Genomic DNA, 17,423 nt, shown 5'->3' with positions numbered 1-17,423 from the left:
TCGAGTGCGAGATCAGCGTGCTACAGCGCCAGTGTCTCGGCCGCCGCATCGACGATCCCAAAAGGCTCCGAAACGAGATCGCAGCATGGCAAAAGAGGCCACTAGCCCACCGACTCCGGGCCGACGTTCTGGGCCAACGATCTCGATTTCCACCACGTGATATAGAGCGCAATGAGCCAGAGCACGGGCAGCAGCGTCAGCAGCGACCCTACTGCGGCGATCGTCGGGTCGATCTGGTTGCTTATGTTCTCCCACATCTTCAGCGGAAGCGTACGAACTGAATACCCGCTGACCAGCGACGTAATGACGACCTCGTCGAAGGAATGGATGAACGCGAACACAGCTCCGCCTATGATACCGGGACGGATCAAGGGTACAGTGATCTTCAGGAATGTCTGCAGGGGGCCGGCTCGCATGCTCATTGCCGCTTGCTCCAGCCTCCGGTCGAAATTCGACAGACTGGCCGAGACAATGATCACGACATAGCACATCGAGCCTACGCTATGTGCCAACACCAACCCGGTTGTTGTGCCGACCAATCCGAGTTCAACCAGCCCGAGATAAATCGCCACGCCGACCACAATCAGCGGAAACGTAATCGGCGTCAGGACTGCCATGGTCAGGAACGAGCGCAACCGCGGAGAGGTACGGCTAAGACCGAAGGCTGCGAGCGTGCCGACAATGGTCGACAGAATGGCAACCAAGGCGCCCACCTCAATGCTCGTCCAGAACGCATCGGTCCAGGTCGGGTCACCGAAGAAGGAACGGTACCACTGCAACGAAAGCCCCGACGGCGGGAATTCCAACAACGCCCCGGCGCTGAACGACATCATGACGACAATCAGGCCCGGAAACTGGAGAAAGATCATGACGGCTACGATAAACACAGTGCCGACCACCTTCGACCAGAGGCCTTTACCTGCGGCTTGGTATAGCTGGACCATCCATCGCTTGGCCTTGAAAGGAGCAGCTACTTCATTGAGATGGCCTGTCACCCTCTCGAACGGCAGGAGCCGGTTGCGCCAGGATTTTTGTTCTTGTTGCGCAACGAGGCCGTGTTGGGTGGTAAGATCGAGTCCAAAGACCGAAAGCGCGACAGCGGCGATGCCTAGGAGAACAAAGGCCGATGCGGCGATAGGGGCGAGGTCGATCGACGTCGCCATCTGGGACGCGATGAAATTTGACAGCATGGCATCACGCAACCCGCCGAGAGCGGCTGGCGTGATGTAGAAGCCAAGACAGACGACAAAGACGAGCAAAACTCCGCTGCGCACGCCCGGCAGACTGAGCGGAAAGAACACACGCCAGAAAGCAGCAAATGGCCGAGCTCCCATGCTGCGAGCAGCGGCCATCAGCGACTTGTCAATGCCCATCATGACGCTGAGCAGCGGCAATATCATAACCGGCAGCATGACGTGCACGATTCCGATATAAACTGCCATCCGATTGTAGATGAGTTCCAGCGGACTGGAGATAAACCCGCTCTTGAGCAGCAGATTGTTGATTAGGCCGCGATCTCCGAGAATTACTGTCCAGGCGTAGGTGCGCACTAACCCGCTGGTCAACCACGGGATGAAGATAAGTACGATGAGTACTGTTCGGACGCGCTTGGAACTCGCGGCGATAAGGTAAGCTGTTGGATAGCCGATGATCAGGCAAATCGCTGTCGCCACCACGCTCACTTGGACGGTCTGAAAGAGCACCCGAATGTTCGCGGGTTGACTAAGAAAGGTGTGATAATTGGCAATGGATAGGGCCGGCGCATTGAGGCTCGTCAGGAAGAGCAAAACCATGGGGACGCCGAAGACGACGAGCAGGATGGCAAGCGCGGGCACCACAAGGCCGATAGGCAGTCGGCTAAGCTTCTGAAGGGTTTCCATGTTTGCGACCTCTCAGCGCCTCAGGCCGTAACAAAGCGTACGTCGGACCGCAGCCAATCGAGTCGAACCGCGTCGCCCGGTTGGAATATCTGCCGCCCGGAGGCCACATGCTCACGCACCACGAGGCCGCTATCCCCGACGCGCACATGATATTTGCGCAACGGTCCAGAATAGATCATCTCCTCGATCTTACCAATGACGAACTGCCGCTGATGCGAGTCGGGGCGTTTTGACTCGGGAGAAGCGACGCAGATCCGCTCCGGGCGAATCATCGCCAGCCTGCCGGCCGGTTGCGGGGTATCCGATTCGACCTTGATATCGGCGCTCCCTAGTATATTCGCTTCGCCTAGGAATTTTGCTACGAAGCGCGTTGCCGGCCTGTCGTAGAGAGCCTCCGGCGTATCAGTCTGCTCTATCCTTCCGGCTCGCATCACGACGATGCGATCGGATAATGTGAGCGCCTCATCCTGATCGTGCGTCACGCAGACGGTTGTGATGCCGAACTCCTTGTGCAGGCTCTTGATTTCGCCCTGCATTTGCTCGCGCAGGTTTCGATCGAGCGCGCCCAGGGGCTCGTCGAGCAGAAGGATTGGCGGCTCGGCAATTAGCGCGCGTGCAAGCGCCACTCGTTGTTGCTGGCCGCCACTCAGCTGCGAAGGCAAGCGGCCACTCATATCCGAAAGATGCACGCGCTCGAGTATGCGACCGACTTTCGCTGCCCTCTCGTCGGCCTTGACACCGCGCATCTCGAGCGGAAACTCGAGATTTCGGCGCACCGTGAGATGCGGAAAAAGTGCGTAGCTCTGAAATACGATGCCCTGATCTCGCCGGTAGGACGGGACTGCGCTCACGGATTTTCCGCCAATCAAGATGTCGCCTTGAGTGGGCGCTTCAAACCCGGCGAGCAACATCAGTGTGGTCGTTTTGCCGGAGCCGCTGGGGCCAAGTATCGTCAAAAATTCGCCGCGCTGAACCGTCAAAGAGAGATCCTTGACGGCGACAACAGGCCCATACATTTTGGTGAGGCTGCAAAACTCGATCTGCGCGGGTATCAAGTTGTTCTCCATGACCGTTCGCTAAGAGCATGACAGCGGCAGCGGCGACGATTGCATCGCGGCATTGGTACAGGTGCCGGCGCTTGATCGGCTTACTTAAGAATCCACTGGTTCCAGCGCTGGACGAGCCGCTCCTGATTGGTCAGGCCATCCGATGCGGCTTCGGAAAGCCATTTGATGTTCCGAAAATAGCCTGCATCCTTGTATTCAGGATAGGTACAAAGCTTACGGCCGATCTTCTCGGGCAGATGTTTGTAAGCGTTGCGGTTGCTCGGAGCCTGTGGATATATCTGGGCGAAGGCGGCCTGACGGTCCGACCGAGACGTAAGTTCGACAAATCTCTGCGCGTTTTCAAAATTAGGACTGCCCTTCGGAATAGCCAGATTGTCCCAATACATCTTGGCTTGATTTCTGTTGATTTCGATCGGAGCGCCTTGGTCAATCAGGAAAACCGCTCGACCGTCAAAGCACTGCGAGACGTCCGCAACACCGTCACGCATGATCTGCAAGATCTCGGATCCGTTCCCCCACCATTTGCGGACATGCGCCTTGATCTTGTCCAGGCTGGCAAGGGCACGGTCGATGTCTATGGGATAAAGCTTATCTACCGGCACGCCATCCGCCAACAGAGCTTCCTCCCAACAGCCCCAAGGCATCGATGCTAAAGAGCGTGAGCCAGGAAATTTCGCGAGGTCCCAGAAATCGGCCCAAGTCGCAGGACGTGGCGCGCCTGCCGGAAACTTTGTCGTGTTGTAGACCATGTTCAACGAAACGATATAGGGAGCTATGGCAAACGGATGTTTGCAACCCTCGATGAGACCTTCGAGATCATCCTTGTTGTAGATCGAGTAATCAATCTTCTCGATGTAGCCCTTTCGCGCCAGGGTATCCACGTCGCCCACGATCCCGACGTCGACGGAAACGCTCTTCGTGGACACCATCATCGCGAGCTGCGCATCAGTGATATTTTGTGGAATTGGAGTGACCTTGACTCCCGTCTCGACCTCAAAGGGCTTGACGTAGGCTTCGATGAAAGCCTTGGCGAAATCGCCACCGCCTACAATGACCCGTAATTCGCGTGTGGCCGCTCGGCTTGGGACGGATCTCAGCACTCCGACCGCAGCAGCCGACGAGGTCGCCAGCATGAGACTTCTACGATTGATCATGGAACCCATTGGTCGTTTCTCCTCCATTAACTATGTCCTTGGTCGGACCGGCGCGCGTCAACTATCTCGTGTCACAGTGCAAATTCATTCGGCGCCCAATATTCGTGAGAGGTCTGGTTCTAAAAAATCAGGCGGGGGCTGGTCATTTCGTCCAGTGGCCAGATCGGACGGTTGACGCGTTTGTAAGGAATTTTGCGGTAGTCGACGCTCTGAAGCCCGCCACTATCGACGTAGATCATCTTCCTGGCGATTGAACGATCGGCGATCATGAGAGGCCTCGCGCTCTTGGAGATCAGCATCTTCTTCGCGAGCGGATCGATGCCGACGCTACGGAAGAGTTCTGGGGTCACCGTGCTTGCCCGCTTGCTCACGAGTACAACGTCGAGTCCGTCCATCCGCACTGCGGCACAGTCGCCAAGCGTGCCTCTTCTTGAACCGTAGTACTGCGGGTTATCGCGCTTGAGGCCAATCACGCTTGCAGTCATGTCGACTGGCGCTCCTGACATGGGTCCCGTCTTGCCGCCAATTCTCAGGGACAGTTCGCTTCCCTCTCCCGCCTCAAAGCAGAGCCGTACCGCAATGGGGTCCCAAATTGCCGCCAAGCCTGCGTTCTCGACCCGGCGCTCAATGAGCCGGCGAAGAATCACTGTGTTGTCGGAGGGCGCGCCTGCGCCAGCGGCATCGGCTGTGTCTGCGAGAACCACCGGCCCGCCGTCAAAACCAATGGCAGCGTCGATAGCGTCATCCACGGAAAGGTACTCGTATTGTGATTCGATGCCAGCACGCATAGAGACGAACTCCTCTCCGAGCGTGGTGGCGAGAGCGTCACCCTTTGCTTTATTCTTGTCCATGACGACAAGGACGCGGCCTGACAGCTCGGGCACGTCCGCCCAGGGGAAGCAATGGCAGACGGAAATCGAGAGCACCCCGTCTTTGCCTTCCATCGCCTTAATCCGATCGACGAAGCCTCGCATCAGCGGCAATGTGGTGAGGTAAAGCTGGATTTGCCGACAATCATAGAGCGACATGACCGGCTTGACCTGTCCGCGAAGTGTCTTGAGCACGAGGCTAACCAGCTCTTCAGCTCTTTCGACCGTATCGGTGTGGGGGTATTCCTTGTAGAGAACGATAACGTCAGCAAGGGTCACGCGTTTCACCGTGAGATGGCAATGCGGATCAAGCTCGACTCCGATGACGCAATTCGGGCCGACGAGCGCGCGCACCCGCTCCAGTATGTCGCCTTCGACGTCGTCATAGCCGTGCGCCACCATGGCGCCATGAAGCCCAAGAAGTACGCCATGGACAGGCAGCGCCGCCTCAAGCTGGGCCAGAATTTCATCTCTCATAAACTCATAGTCGCGGCGATTGGTCGTGCCGGCGGGCGTCGCGGCGAAGCAACTTCCTTCGACAAGCGTGAAGCCCTCGGAAGCCGCCCTGCGGCGCGCCACCCAGAGCGGATCGGTACCAAAAAGCGGCTCCTCGGGATGTTCGCCGGGTCGGAGGAAGACACACTCCTTGAAAGAGTCGAGGCTGGTCGGCAGAGGTGACAATGGATTTGTTTCAGTGGCAATCGAGGCAGCGAACAAGCGCATCGAAAAGCTCTCCTTTTTGTGGCCCGCTGTCCTTTGGACGCGCTCCACGCCTGTTGTTAGAACTTCTCAGATACCCACTGATTGCAGGAATGCGTCGTGCAGTTCTGCCGTGAGCGGGCCGATTGTCCCGTCTCCGACCTTGTGCCCGTCGATCATGGTGACCGGTGTAACAAAGTGGATTGCACTTGTTATGAATGCCTCGCGAGCAGCGAGCGCCTCTTCGAGGCGGAAGGCTCGCTCGTCGACATTGAGGCCCCGTAATCTGCAGAGTGAAAGCAGCGCATCTCGAGTGCAGCCACCTAGAATTTCACGTGAGATTGGTCGGGTAACGATGGTGCCATCGCGCTCAACTATGTAAGCGTTAGTTGAGCCGCCCTCCGTCACCATTCCTCCAGAGACGAGCCAAGCTTCTTGGCATTGCTTTGACTTCGCCTCCATCTTGGCCATTACCGGATAGAGTAGTTGTGTAGACTTGATATCGCGCCGCCCCCACCTGAGGTCTTCGACGGAGCACACGGCTATTCCTCGATAAGCCTCACCTCGCTTAATGATGCTGGTCCTGCTGATGCTTAGGATGACGGTCGGAGTCATATCTTGGTTGTAGGTGAAGACACGCTCGCCCACGCCGCGCGTCACTTGAATGTAAACGTAGCCCTCACCTAGATCGTTGAGCTTTATTAGCTCATCAACGCGCTCGTCGAGTTCAGTCCAGAAGCTATCCTGCACGTAAATGCTGATCTCCTTTAGCGAGCGGTGGATGCGCGCACGGTTGAGAGGCCAGTTGATGAGACGGCCCGCAACCACGGGGCAGCAATCATAGATGCTATCTCCGAAGGTAAGCCCGCGGTCGAAGATCGATACTTTCGCCTCTGCCGCAGGCATGAATTGACCATTGAGGTACACGATCTCCGTCATTCTCACCTCCATCTTGCTCTCGTTCACTCGTCCCAATCCGGCGCCCACGAGGGGGAAAACACGCGGCCGTCCGGCCTATGTAGCGCCGTTATCGCGGCCATCTCCTCTGGGGAAAGCGAGATAGTGCCTCTGCGCAAATTGGCAGCAATTCGTTGCGGGTTTGAAGAACGTGGGACTGCCGCTACGCCTTCTTGCTGCATCAGCCATTCGAGAACTATATCCGCGGCAGTTGTACCGTGAGCCACCGCAAGATCTGTAATCGCTGGGTCAGAAAGCAGTGCACCACTGCCAAACGGCGCATACGCAACGAATGTAATTCGCTTGTCTCTACAGAACGATATTAACTTCGATTGGTCCAAGTAAGGGTGATATTCGCACTGAAGCGCCGCGATGGGCTCACAGCTTAGTTGCACAGCCTTTGACAGAGTCCTCAAGGGGAAATTGGAAAGCCCAATATTCCTTATGACGCCCATTGCCTTGGCTTCTGCCATAGCCGCGAGCGTTTTTTTGAGGTCCACCTCGGGGTTCGGCCAGTGCACCAGGAGGAGGTCGAGATACTCGCAGTCGAGAGATTCAACACTGCGCTTGACGGAGGCGAGAACCCGCTCCGGCTCGAGATCCGTCCACCACACTTTTGAGGTGAGAAACAACTGGGAGCGCGCAACTCCGCCGCGCGCAATGGCTTTTCCGATTGCCTCTTCGTTCCCGTAGCGGCTGGCTGTGTCAATATGCTCGTAGCCGGCCTCCAAGGCCGCCAGAACTGCGGACATTGCAGCATCCCCTTCGAGCTTCCAGGTACCCAATCCTATCCGCGGCATGCGGAAACTTCCCGTTGTCGAGATGGCTGCCCTATTCACGTCACCGCATCCATAAACGAGATCGAGCCTGCTGCATTCGCAAGCCGAAGTGCACCGGCCGGTCCGCCGCCAGCCAAGGCACGATGTTTTTCTGTAACATACCGCGTATGCGTTATGTAAATGCGCTTTTTGCATTTGTGTCAAGAATAATATTGGCTGTACCTCAAGAACGTTCGATCCACCGCCCATGCCAAGCTATGGCCCGAACTACAGTCAGACCACCTTTTCGAGCCTGCCATCGGTCGAACCTCGGACCTCATCAGAGCTCAAGCAAAACCTGCCGTTGCGTCGGCTACAGCAAACTCTTAGGAAGAATTAGCAGAGAGCGTGAGGCGACGGCGGATAGCGGGAAGTAAGGGGTGACACAGGCGACCACAACGGGAATTGATAACCTAATTGTTTGCAGCGAAATGCCCCTGACGACGCTGAACGGTAGCCATGCGAGCTTTCAGCAGGCCAGCAAGAATTTCCAATTGACTTTGAAAGAACGCATCCTCGCGGTTCGCAAAGGTCTCAAGAAACATGCCGCGCATTGCCGAAAGGATAAAAGGAAGAAGAGCGATCAGGGTATTCTTAGTGCGATCTGAGAGAAAAGAATTGTCGCGAATAGCGGCGTCCATTTGGGCGCGCGAGTTTTTTCGATGATCCGCCAACTGCTTGCATAAGTTCTTGTCGCTTCGCCAGCCTATGTTGATCTCCCAGACCGCCCAATAAGCCCCCTTGCCATACACCGACCACAGCGAGCCTATTAATGCATCAGCGAGCTTGGAGTCACCGCCCCTTCCTTGCCTGAGATCGGCAAACAACGCAATCACATGCGCGGTGACATCGTCCAGCACGGCAAGAAAAAGGGCCTCTTTGGTCGCGAAGTGGTGATGTAGCGCGCCGGTAGATAGCCCTGCCTGTTCCGCAATCGCGACACTCGTAGCCCGTGCGAACCCCTGTTCACTGAGCACGGTAATAGCGGCGCTCACCAAAGCAGTTCGCGCAGCTGCAGTTCGATCCGCCTGTGATCGTCGTGGACGTTGTACTGTCTTGGACATCACCCACTAATATCTCGTCGCGAGTCAGGCGTGAAGGTGGCTTCGCTATCAAGCTGGTAAACAATTTGCTCAAGTCCGGCCCAGTCGCAGCATCCAACTCGGTCCCAGAGAGCAGGAGCACGATCATGCCGGCCGCAGCCCCCGTCCTGAGGCCAATTCCGGGTACTGCAGAGTAAGTCTGTCGAAAATGTCGTCGACCACCTCCGGACCATTCGGCGCCTCCCCAACGCTGAGGCGGAGATCGAGCGCATCAAAAGCCTGATGCTTCATGAAAAATCGCCAGGTCACCGGCAATTCTGCAAGCCGTCGTGTTAGTGCCGCGTATCTCGCCTCGGTCCATTTCGTCTCGTGCGCGACCCTCACCGTACCATAGCTGAAGTGCTCAAGCGCCCTGCGCTGAGCACGTTCGCGGCGAATGCGTGACGTCTCAGCTTCGTCCAAGAGCCCGTTGCGTATGGACACGCCGTATAGCTCTCGCGCATCGGCCGCCGTCACATACCCGCGGCGCACATCCTCAAACACCTTGGCGGGCACCCGTTCAAACGGATCCTCGTAGCCTCCACCCCCTCCACCTTCACAGCGGATGATATCGCCGGGCCGGCAACTTATTAGATCGATGTTTCCCAGGTTCTCTTCATTGGGTAACCCCGGATTCCGAGTAAAGGTTGAGGTCCGTCCCGCCAATCCACCGAGCACGCCCCATGCGCTGAAGTGCGATCGATCGCGGTTGCGTGCGGTGACGAGCGTGTTAGGCGAGAACACCTGAAATTCCATGACGGTTCCCAACCCGCCGCGGTATTTACCGGGTCCGCCGCTGCTGGGCACCAGACCGTAGCGGCGGATGCGGATCGGTACCTCAGCCTCGTTAATCTCCACTGGGGTGTTACGTAGAAAGGCTGAGTTGGCGCCCGAACCATCAGAACCGTCGACAATTGGCCCGCCACCGGCTCCACCACCGATGGGGCCAATTGAAGCCATGACCGTGCGGCCATCCCTGTCCATTGTTTTGACATTAAGGATCGACATGCCCGACGAGGGGCATGCAGGCAATCGGTGTGGTGCCGCTCGCGAAAAGGCGCCGAGCACCACCACTTGCAGGACCATGCATGTCAGGCTGCGCATCCCTACCGCTGCCGGCGGCTGCGGATTCAAGACTGAACCTTCCGGCAAAATACAACGCGCAATGCGCAACGTGCCGGCATTCAGAAGCAAGTCCGGATTGAGCGAGTAAAGCACGTAGTTCAATCCAACTAGCGGGAGGACGTGACGCTCGCGCCCGCCCGTGGGCACATTTAGAGAGGATGACAGCTGCGGATCACTTCCGGTGAAATCCAATTCCAGCTCGCCATCGCGCACGCGCAGCGTCAAAGCAACGCGCATTGGCTTTCCATCGATAGCGGCGTCCTCGTCGGCGTAGTCGGCAAAGAAATATTCGCCGTCCGGGATGGTGCGTGCCACAGCTCGTGCTTGCTGCTCAGAATAACGCAATAGCGCCTCGATACCATTATGGAATCGCTGAAGCCCAAAACGCTTGGCGACTTCGATGATTTTGCGTTCACCGGTGGCCACGCTCGCCAACTGAGCCTTGATGTCGCCATGGTTCTGCTCGGGCGCGCGAACATTTGTGGCCATCAGCGACAGCAGCGATTCATCGACCACGCCACTCCGCACGATTCTCATTGGCGGAAAACGGATGCCCTCCTGGTGCACTTCAGTCAGGGTTCGGGATAAGGAAGCGGGCACCGCACCGCCCATATCGGTATTATGGATGTGTCCTCCCACGAAGCAGATCAATTGTCCTTCAAGAAACACCGGCTTCCACATCACCACGTCCGGGGTATGTGTGGCTACGTAACCGCTGTAAGCGTCGTTGGTGAACCAGACATCACCGGGCTGGTACGAGCTCACCAACTGCAACAGAGGGCCATAGTCCAACCCAGCGTACCAAGTCGCTCCCAACGTTCGAGGCGACGCGAAAGTCTGGCCGTCCGGGGTCATAATGGTACACGAAAAGTCCTCCGTCTCCTTGACGAATGTAGAATGCGCGGTGCGTGCCAACGTGAAAGCCATGCTTTCCGCTGCCGCGACGCAATAGTTGGCGAAGATCTGTAGTTCTGCTTTATCGAAATCCATGCGGCTCTCATGAACTCTCATTGTAATCCAACGCACAGGTATTTTAATTCCAGGTACTCATCGATGCCGTATTTCGAACCTTCTCGACCAAGGCCGGATTGCTTAACTCCGCCGAACGGGGCCACCTCATTAGAGATTGCACTGGAGTTGATACCGATCATCCCGAACTCCAGAGCCTCAGCAACCCGCCAAGCTCGAGCGAGATCGCGCGTGTAGAGATATGCCGCCAGCCCATATTCTTTGTGATTGGCCATCGCTAGCACTTCTGCCTCCGTCTGGAAGCGAGCGACACCGATCACCGGCCCGAAGGTCTCCTCGCGCGACATCATCATCGCCGGCGTGACTCCGGCGAGCACCGTGGGTTGGAAGAAACCTAGCTGGCCCGGCTTGCCGCCGGTGACTAGCTGGGCCCCATGATGGATCGCGTCGTCCACATGCTGCTGAACCTTTGTCACCGCTTGGGCGTTGATCAGCGGCCCAACGTGGACGCCCGGATCGAAGCCATTGCCTACCCGCAATGCTGCGCTGCGCTCGGAGATGCGCGCAACAAAGCGTTCGTGAATACCAGCCTGTACGTAGAAGCGGTTAGGCGAGATACACGCCTGCCCCGCATTGCGGTATTTGGCTGACAACGCCCCCTGGATGGCGCCTTCCAGATCCGCGTCATCGAACACGATGAACGGCGCATGCCCCCCGAGCTCCAACGACACTTTCTTGATGGTGGACGCGCATTGGCGCATCAGAATGCGACCCACCTCAGTCGAGCCGGTGAAGGACAGATGTGCCACACGCGGATCGTGGGTCAACACTTCACCAACCAATACTGAATTGGCACCATCAGCGGTTAGGATGTTCAGTACGCCGCCCGGTATGCCTGCCCGCAATGCAAGTTCGCCGATCGCGAGCGCCGTCAAAGGAGTTTGCTCGGCGGGCTTGACCACAATTGTACAACCTGCGGCAAGCGCAGGGGCCACTTTCCGCGTGATCATGGCCAGGGGAAAATTCCAGGGAGTAATCGAAACACAGATGCCGATCGGTTGCCTCAAAGCGAGTAGGCGCTGATCGGAGTGCGGGCTCTGGAGCACGTCTCCATCGATCCTTTTGGCTTCCTCTGCGAACCACTCGATGAACGAAACGCCATATTCGACTTCAGCGCGCGCCTCGTTCAGCGGCTTGCCCTCTTCGGCTGATATCAGCACGGCAAGATCCTCAGCGCTCTCGCACAGCAGGTCGTACCAGCCGCGCATCGTACGAGCCCTTTGCTTGCCCGTGAGCGCACGCCAGGATGGCAGGGCTCGCTCGGCCGCATCGATGGCGACAGTTGCATCAGAGGCGTCGGCGTTGGGTACGCTCGCGATCTGGGCGCCAGTAGCCGGATCAACGATCGTGAACTGGGCCGCGGACAACGCAGCCTGCCATTGTCCGTCGCAAAGAAAATGCTGCTTCAGCAGCCCGGCTTCTTTGAGTCGCTCGGAGAGTCTCATGCTGATCACACCGCTCTAATCAACAGGTTGCCGTAGTGGTCAACCTTCACCTTGAAACCTGGCAGTACGCAGGTGGTCGTATCATCCTGCACAACGACCGCAGGGCCATCAAAGCACTGGTTGGCACGCAACGCATTGCGCTGATAAAGTGGCACCTCACGGAAGGTCCCGTCCATGAAGACCTTGACGCAGCGCAACGGCTGCGGTGGTTCGGTCGCTTCTTGGAGCGTCTGCAATGCCGGTTTAGGTGTAGGCGCTGTTATGATGAGGCGAAGTGCGATGACCTGAACCATGGCTGATTCATCGCTGTAACCATAGAGCTTTTCGTGCTCACGATGGAATGCGGCGCGCACGGCGGCGAGATCGCCTGCAGTGATAGAGGCAGGACTGAGCGGAGTATCGATTTCAAAGGATTGGCCACGGTACCGCATGTCGGCCGACAGACTAACCTCAGCCACGGCGTCACTACCGGTCTCCTCGCCGATCCAGCTGCGTGCGAGAGCCTCAAGTTCGGCGCGGTTATGATCGAGTTGGCGAAGCGTGGTGGCATCCAAATTATAATAGGTTGTCTTGACGAAATCATTTTTGGTGTCGGCGATTAGGCCGCCCAAAGCGCTCAACACGCCCGGTGTCGCTGGCACAAGTATCTCATCGATATTCAGTGCCCGTGCCAAGTGGCAGGCGAGCATCGGACCGGCACCGCCGAAAGGAAGCAGCGTAAAGCTGCGCGGGTCAATTCCGAAACGAGAAACCAGCCGGCTGACGCCCGCGTACATGCCAGAAATAGCAACGTTGACGATGGCTTCTGCGATCTTAGGGGGCTCCTGCCCAAGCGATCCGGCCAATTCTGCGATCGCTCGGATAGCTGCGTCGCGGTCCACCTGCACCGTGCTGTAACCAAGGTCAGTTTGGCCTAAAACCCCCATTGCGGCGAAAGCGTCGGTAATTGTAGGGCGCGTACCACCTCGACCGTAGCAGACAGGGCCGGGGTTGGAGCCGGCACTTTCAGGGCCAACCTTTAGGACACCGAACTCGTCAACCCGAGCGACCGAACCGCCGCCATCACCAATCGACGACACGGACACTGATGGGATGTGGATTTGGAAGTCACCGATGTACTCCCCCGTAGCGTATTGCGGCTTTCCGTCGATAACGAGTGCGACGTCGGCAGTCGTACCGCCAATGTCGAGGCTCATGCAGTTGCGGATGCCGCATTGTTGCGCGATGTAGGCTGCACCAATGACGCCAGACGCGGTGCCCGACAGAATCATCTGAACGCAATTGGACTTGCCATGCTCGGCGCTCATGACGCCACCGTTGGATTTAGTGACCTTCAGATCGGCCGGCACGCCGGTTTTCTTGAGCGCAGCTTGTAAACTCGACAGGTAATGCGCCACTTTTGGTTGCACATAACTGCCAATAACAGCTGTCAGGGTTCGTTCGTACTCGCGAATAATCGGCCACACTTCGTGTGAACAAGACACGAATAAATCTGGCTCCGCACGTTGCAGGATCGCCTTGACCTGCTGTTCGTGCGCCTGGTTCCGGTAGGCATGGAGCAATGAGATCACGACGCCCTCGCATTCGGCGTGTTTTATCGCTTCCAAAGCGGCCAACACAGACCCTTCGTCGACTGGAGTGTCCACACTGCCATCGAAATTCAGCCGCTCGTCGACACCAAACACCCGGTCGCGCGGAATTAGCGGCTCTGGTCGAACGGACATCAGGTGGTACATGTCCGGAATCTTGAGCCGCGCGATGTCCAACACATCCTCAAAGTTTCGCGTTGTAATGAGCCCTAACCGCAGACCCCGCCGTTGCACGACCGCGTTGACGCCGACGGTGGTACCATGGGTAAAGTAGGTAACGTCGCGCGCGTCGATGCCGTATCGGCGAGCCAGACCAGCCATACCTTCGAGCACTTCGCTGCCCGGGCTGTCCGGCCGCGAGAAGACCTTTAAGGTGCGAACACTGCGCGTCTGCGGGTCCAGGACGGCGAAATCCGCGAACGATCCGCCGATGTCCACACCAATTCTCAGACTCATTCCGGCATCTCCGAGAAGGGGCTCACTTGTCGAATTGTTTGTTCAACGCGGCGGCAAACCCATTGAGAACAACTTGCGTGGCTTCATACAGCGTCAACTTAAACGAGAGCTGGAGAACCACGTTCATGCGGCACTTCGCGCCGGAGACGAGGCGGTGCGGCGGCGAGAAAGCTTTCCGTCCACCACGTCTCGCAGTTGGAAGTAGGTACCGATCACCGGCATGAACCACGGCCGGCCGTGGTAGAGCGGGTGCGTCGGCAGAGGCGCAGCAAATGCACTCGTTTCAGCTTCTGGCCGGTCGAGGATCTGGCGCGCTACCTTGTGTCCGAGGTAACTCATCATGGTTACGCCGCTCCCGTTGCAGCCGAGCGCGTAGTGTACGCCATCCAACTCGCCGATGTGCGGCAAGAAATCGAACGTCAAAGCGACATAGCCGCCCCAGCTGTGGCTGACCTTCACATCAGCGAGTTGTGGAAAACGGGCGATCATCTGTGTATGCAACACTGTGGCCGACTGGCGCGCGCTGAGCGGATAGAAACGAGCTCGACCACCAAACAGCAGCCGCTTTCCGTCGGGGGACATACAGTAATAGTTGGTCACGCAGCGCGTCTCAACGACGGCACGGTCATTGGGAATGAACGAATGCCGGAGGTCAGATGGCAGTTCCTCTGCGCAGATCTGATGCGAGGTCACTGGCACGACGCGGCGGCGCAGCGCTGGCATCAGCATTCCAGTGTAGCCATTTGTTGCGATAACCACCTCGCGGGCCCGAACGGTGCCGCGATCGGTAGTTACCGCATAGCCCGCGCCTCGACGCTCGATCTTGCTTGCCCGCGCATGGCTGCAGACCACGACTCCGAGGGACTGCGCGGCTCGCAAAAGACCGCGGAAGTATTTGGCGGGATCAATATGCCCGGCGCGCGAAACGAAAACACCACCAGCGTAGTAGTCGCTCGCCAGCTCCCGTCGCATCTCGTCAGGCGACATCTCACGGATGTCCGCGCCTGTTTGCGCGTTGAGCAGCGGGATGCGATCGACCCAGCCCCCCAAACGCTCTGAGGTCCAGAGAGCAGTGATGCGCCCATTTCTACGGTAGCTGCAACCGATGCCGTAAAGATCCAGTGTTCGCTCAAAGAGCCGGTAAGCGTCGGCAGCCTCGGCAAGCATCGCGGGTTCGCGCTTGCTCCATAATTCAGAAGGCGCACCACCTGACGGCTTCTTGCCTTTGTTGACACCACCGGTCACCTGACCGCCATTGCGAGTACTGGCGCCAATGCCCGGCACATCAGCCTCGAGGACGACCACGGACTTGGCATTTCGTGCCAATTCCAGAGCGCAGGACAGACCGGCGTAACCGGCGCCAACTACGACGGCGTCTATTTCTTTGGGAACTTCCACGAGGGGGAACTCGTGAGGGTTCCAATCGCCCCACCAGAACGGCCTGTCAGTAAAGTCGGAAGGGAAGATATTTCGGCTACCCACGGCTTCAGCCCTAAAACATACCGAATATGCGTTATGTAACTTTTGCAATCGTCTTGGGATTGTGTCAAGAAGTATTTCGGGCCAATGGTGGCACCCGACCAATCATCCAATGTCTGGAATTCCTCGATGCCGCCGGGCGCATCGTGAGTGAGAACGGAAGCCATAGCTGCGTGCCTCAAGACCCACTCGCGTGGCGAGAGCGGCCGATTGATCATCGGCATCCATGTTCCCCTCTCGGCCGGCAATCTGCGGGCCACCCTCCTCGATCACCGCTTTCCAGATGTCGATCCACATCTGGTCAACGGAACGAGAGACCAACTGATCTCCAATCTCGTCAATCCACCATTGATATCACCTTCATGGCCGAGCTCAATCCGAAGCTCTATATGGTGACCGGAATGCTTTGGGATCTGTCGCGGGCGACGGCCAACGGACATCTCTCGACGGTCGTCGATTCGGCGCTAATCGGACACGCAATGGAACCGCGTGCTCCATGCGGACTGTTCTAATGCGAAACTGAAGCTTGATGCGCTCGAGGCTCGCTGGCACGCTCCTTGCTATAGTAAACACTGCTTTAGCTGAATTCTAACTGATCGATGCCTCGCCGTTTGAGGAGAAGGAGCAAGATGCGCGACCCCGTCCAATTCTGGAATGATAACGCAGAATTCGCTAATGTCGCTCGCGATCCGAATTCCTTTTTCGCTCGGCGAACTGCCTTGGTCGCGGAGCTCGTATCGCATCTTATCTCGCCAGGGCGAATGCTTGATATCGGGTGTGGAGCTGGCCAACTCTGTTTTGACCTTGCCAGGCGCGGATTTGACGTGCACGGAGCCGATCTGTCTTCAGTGCAAATCGAAATGGCAATCGAAAGCGCACGCGGCTTCCTCGATGTTCCGGAGCAACGGTTCAAGGTGTGCACACCTCACTCTTTGCCGTTTTCAGGACGCTTCGATCTCATTACCGCCATAGGCGTGTTGCCCTATGTAGAGGATCACTCTGCCTTCGTCCAGCGTTCCCGCTCTTTAATGGAGCCGTCCGGCATGTTTGTTGCTTCGTGTACAAACAGACGAAGTCTCTTTACAGTAGTAGCGATGGCCCGCCACGTGCGCTCGTTTCGGCCGGACCGGGCCTGGTTGTCAGTACTTGCAAATCTGGTACGAACAGGTCTGTGGTCGGGTACCTGCGTGGATTTTCGGACCACACGTCAGTGCGGAAGCGCGGCTGCCCTGGACCGGATGTGCGATCAGTTCGGATTAACAAACGTGGGAGAATTGGATCTTTACAACCTCGACCGGGGTTTGTTCGATGGATCGCCTTTTAAAAGAGGAAGGTTCGGTCGAATACTGTCCCGACATCTCGGCTGGACCCACGTCGGGGCTTATCGGCTACTGAACGGTAGTGACGCCTAAACTGAAGCTCTCCCTTGTGGTGAAGGGGCTTTGGCTCATGCATCGCGCAAACTATAATGCTGAAGCCGCAGCGGAGGCGCGCCGGGCAACGGCATTGTTGTCGGCCCGATAGGATTAGCAAAATTGAATAGGCGAGCCGTCCGTGGCAGCATCTTGCTTAGCCGGCTTTTCTCATCGACAAATCTTTGAGTACATTAGGGCAACTTAGTCAGTCGACAGCGCGATCGGACCGCACCGCAGCATTCGCAGTTCGTCGATCGATCGTAAGCGCGAATTTCCCTGCACCTTTTGCTTTTGAGTGCTCTGATGCATGAGGTGTCCACCAAAATAGGTGGACACCTTGTGATGGCAGACGATGATCA

12 protein-coding genes are annotated in these 17,423 nt (G+C 57.4%); 1 reads left to right on the top strand and 11 read right to left on the bottom strand.

Annotated features, from left to right (window positions below):
• Window positions 1-101 precede the first annotated feature (101 nt).
• The 11 genes from IVA75_RS24990 to IVA75_RS24940 all read right to left on the bottom strand — a co-directional run bounded on the left by IVA75_RS24990 (window position 102) and on the right by IVA75_RS24940 (window position 15,568).
• Window positions 102-1,880, bottom strand: a complete 1,779-nt coding sequence (locus tag IVA75_RS24990; protein WP_247290899.1) for an ABC transporter permease subunit — start codon at window positions 1,878-1,880, stop codon at window positions 102-104.
• Between the two features lie 20 nt (window positions 1,881-1,900).
• On the bottom strand, window positions 1,901-2,947 hold the full coding sequence (locus IVA75_RS24985) for an ABC transporter ATP-binding protein (RefSeq protein WP_247290897.1): 1,047 nt from the start codon (window positions 2,945-2,947) through the stop codon (window positions 1,901-1,903).
• Between the two features lie 80 nt (window positions 2,948-3,027).
• Window positions 3,028-4,110 carry an ABC transporter substrate-binding protein gene (locus tag IVA75_RS24980; protein ID WP_247290895.1) on the bottom strand — a complete coding sequence of 361 codons (1,083 nt, stop codon included), beginning with the start codon at window positions 4,108-4,110 and terminating at the stop codon, window positions 3,028-3,030.
• A 110-nt stretch (window positions 4,111-4,220) separates the two neighbouring features.
• Window positions 4,221-5,693 (bottom strand): M81 family metallopeptidase, encoded by a 1,473-nt coding sequence (locus tag IVA75_RS24975; RefSeq protein WP_247290893.1) that lies wholly within the window; start codon window positions 5,691-5,693, stop codon window positions 4,221-4,223.
• Between the two features lie 66 nt (window positions 5,694-5,759).
• A complete protein-coding gene (locus tag IVA75_RS24970; protein ID WP_247290892.1) occupies window positions 5,760-6,608 on the bottom strand; it encodes an aminotransferase class IV in 849 nt (282 codons plus the stop codon).
• A 23-nt stretch (window positions 6,609-6,631) separates the two neighbouring features.
• On the bottom strand, window positions 6,632-7,426 hold the full coding sequence (locus IVA75_RS24965) for an aldo/keto reductase (RefSeq protein WP_256465290.1): 795 nt from the start codon (window positions 7,424-7,426) through the stop codon (window positions 6,632-6,634).
• 431 nt (window positions 7,427-7,857) lie between these two features.
• The gene (locus tag IVA75_RS24960; protein ID WP_247359512.1) at window positions 7,858-8,508 is read right to left on the bottom strand and encodes a TetR/AcrR family transcriptional regulator; all 651 of its coding nucleotides are present in this window, start codon (window positions 8,506-8,508) and stop codon (window positions 7,858-7,860) included.
• 123 nt (window positions 8,509-8,631) lie between these two features.
• Window positions 8,632-10,641 (bottom strand): hydantoinase B/oxoprolinase family protein, encoded by a 2,010-nt coding sequence (locus tag IVA75_RS24955; protein WP_247290885.1) that lies wholly within the window; start codon window positions 10,639-10,641, stop codon window positions 8,632-8,634.
• 17 nt (window positions 10,642-10,658) lie between these two features.
• Window positions 10,659-12,125: an NAD-dependent succinate-semialdehyde dehydrogenase gene (locus IVA75_RS24950; RefSeq protein ID WP_247290883.1), complete on the bottom strand. Its 1,467-nt coding sequence runs from the start codon at window positions 12,123-12,125 to the stop codon at window positions 10,659-10,661.
• A gap of 5 nt (window positions 12,126-12,130) precedes the next feature.
• Window positions 12,131-14,170 carry a hydantoinase/oxoprolinase family protein gene (locus tag IVA75_RS24945; protein WP_247290881.1) on the bottom strand — a complete coding sequence of 680 codons (2,040 nt, stop codon included), beginning with the start codon at window positions 14,168-14,170 and terminating at the stop codon, window positions 12,131-12,133.
• A gap of 123 nt (window positions 14,171-14,293) precedes the next feature.
• Window positions 14,294-15,568, bottom strand: coding sequence for an FAD-dependent oxidoreductase (locus IVA75_RS24940; RefSeq protein WP_247290878.1), 1,275 nt, complete (start codon window positions 15,566-15,568; stop codon window positions 14,294-14,296).
• A 710-nt stretch (window positions 15,569-16,278) separates the two neighbouring features.
• Here IVA75_RS24940 and IVA75_RS24935 point away from each other — a divergent pair.
• Entirely contained in the window at window positions 16,279-17,061 is a 783-nt protein-coding gene (locus IVA75_RS24935; protein WP_247290876.1) for a class I SAM-dependent methyltransferase, read from the top strand.
• Window positions 17,062-17,423: the final 362 nt, after the last annotated feature.

Origin of the sequence: Bradyrhizobium sp. 134, from assembly GCF_023074155.1 — a bacterium.
Taxonomy (GTDB): Bacteria; Pseudomonadota; Alphaproteobacteria; order Rhizobiales; family Xanthobacteraceae; genus Bradyrhizobium.
The sequence above is the reverse complement of the archived record's forward strand: the minus strand, read 5'-3'. Positions and strand labels throughout refer to the sequence as shown.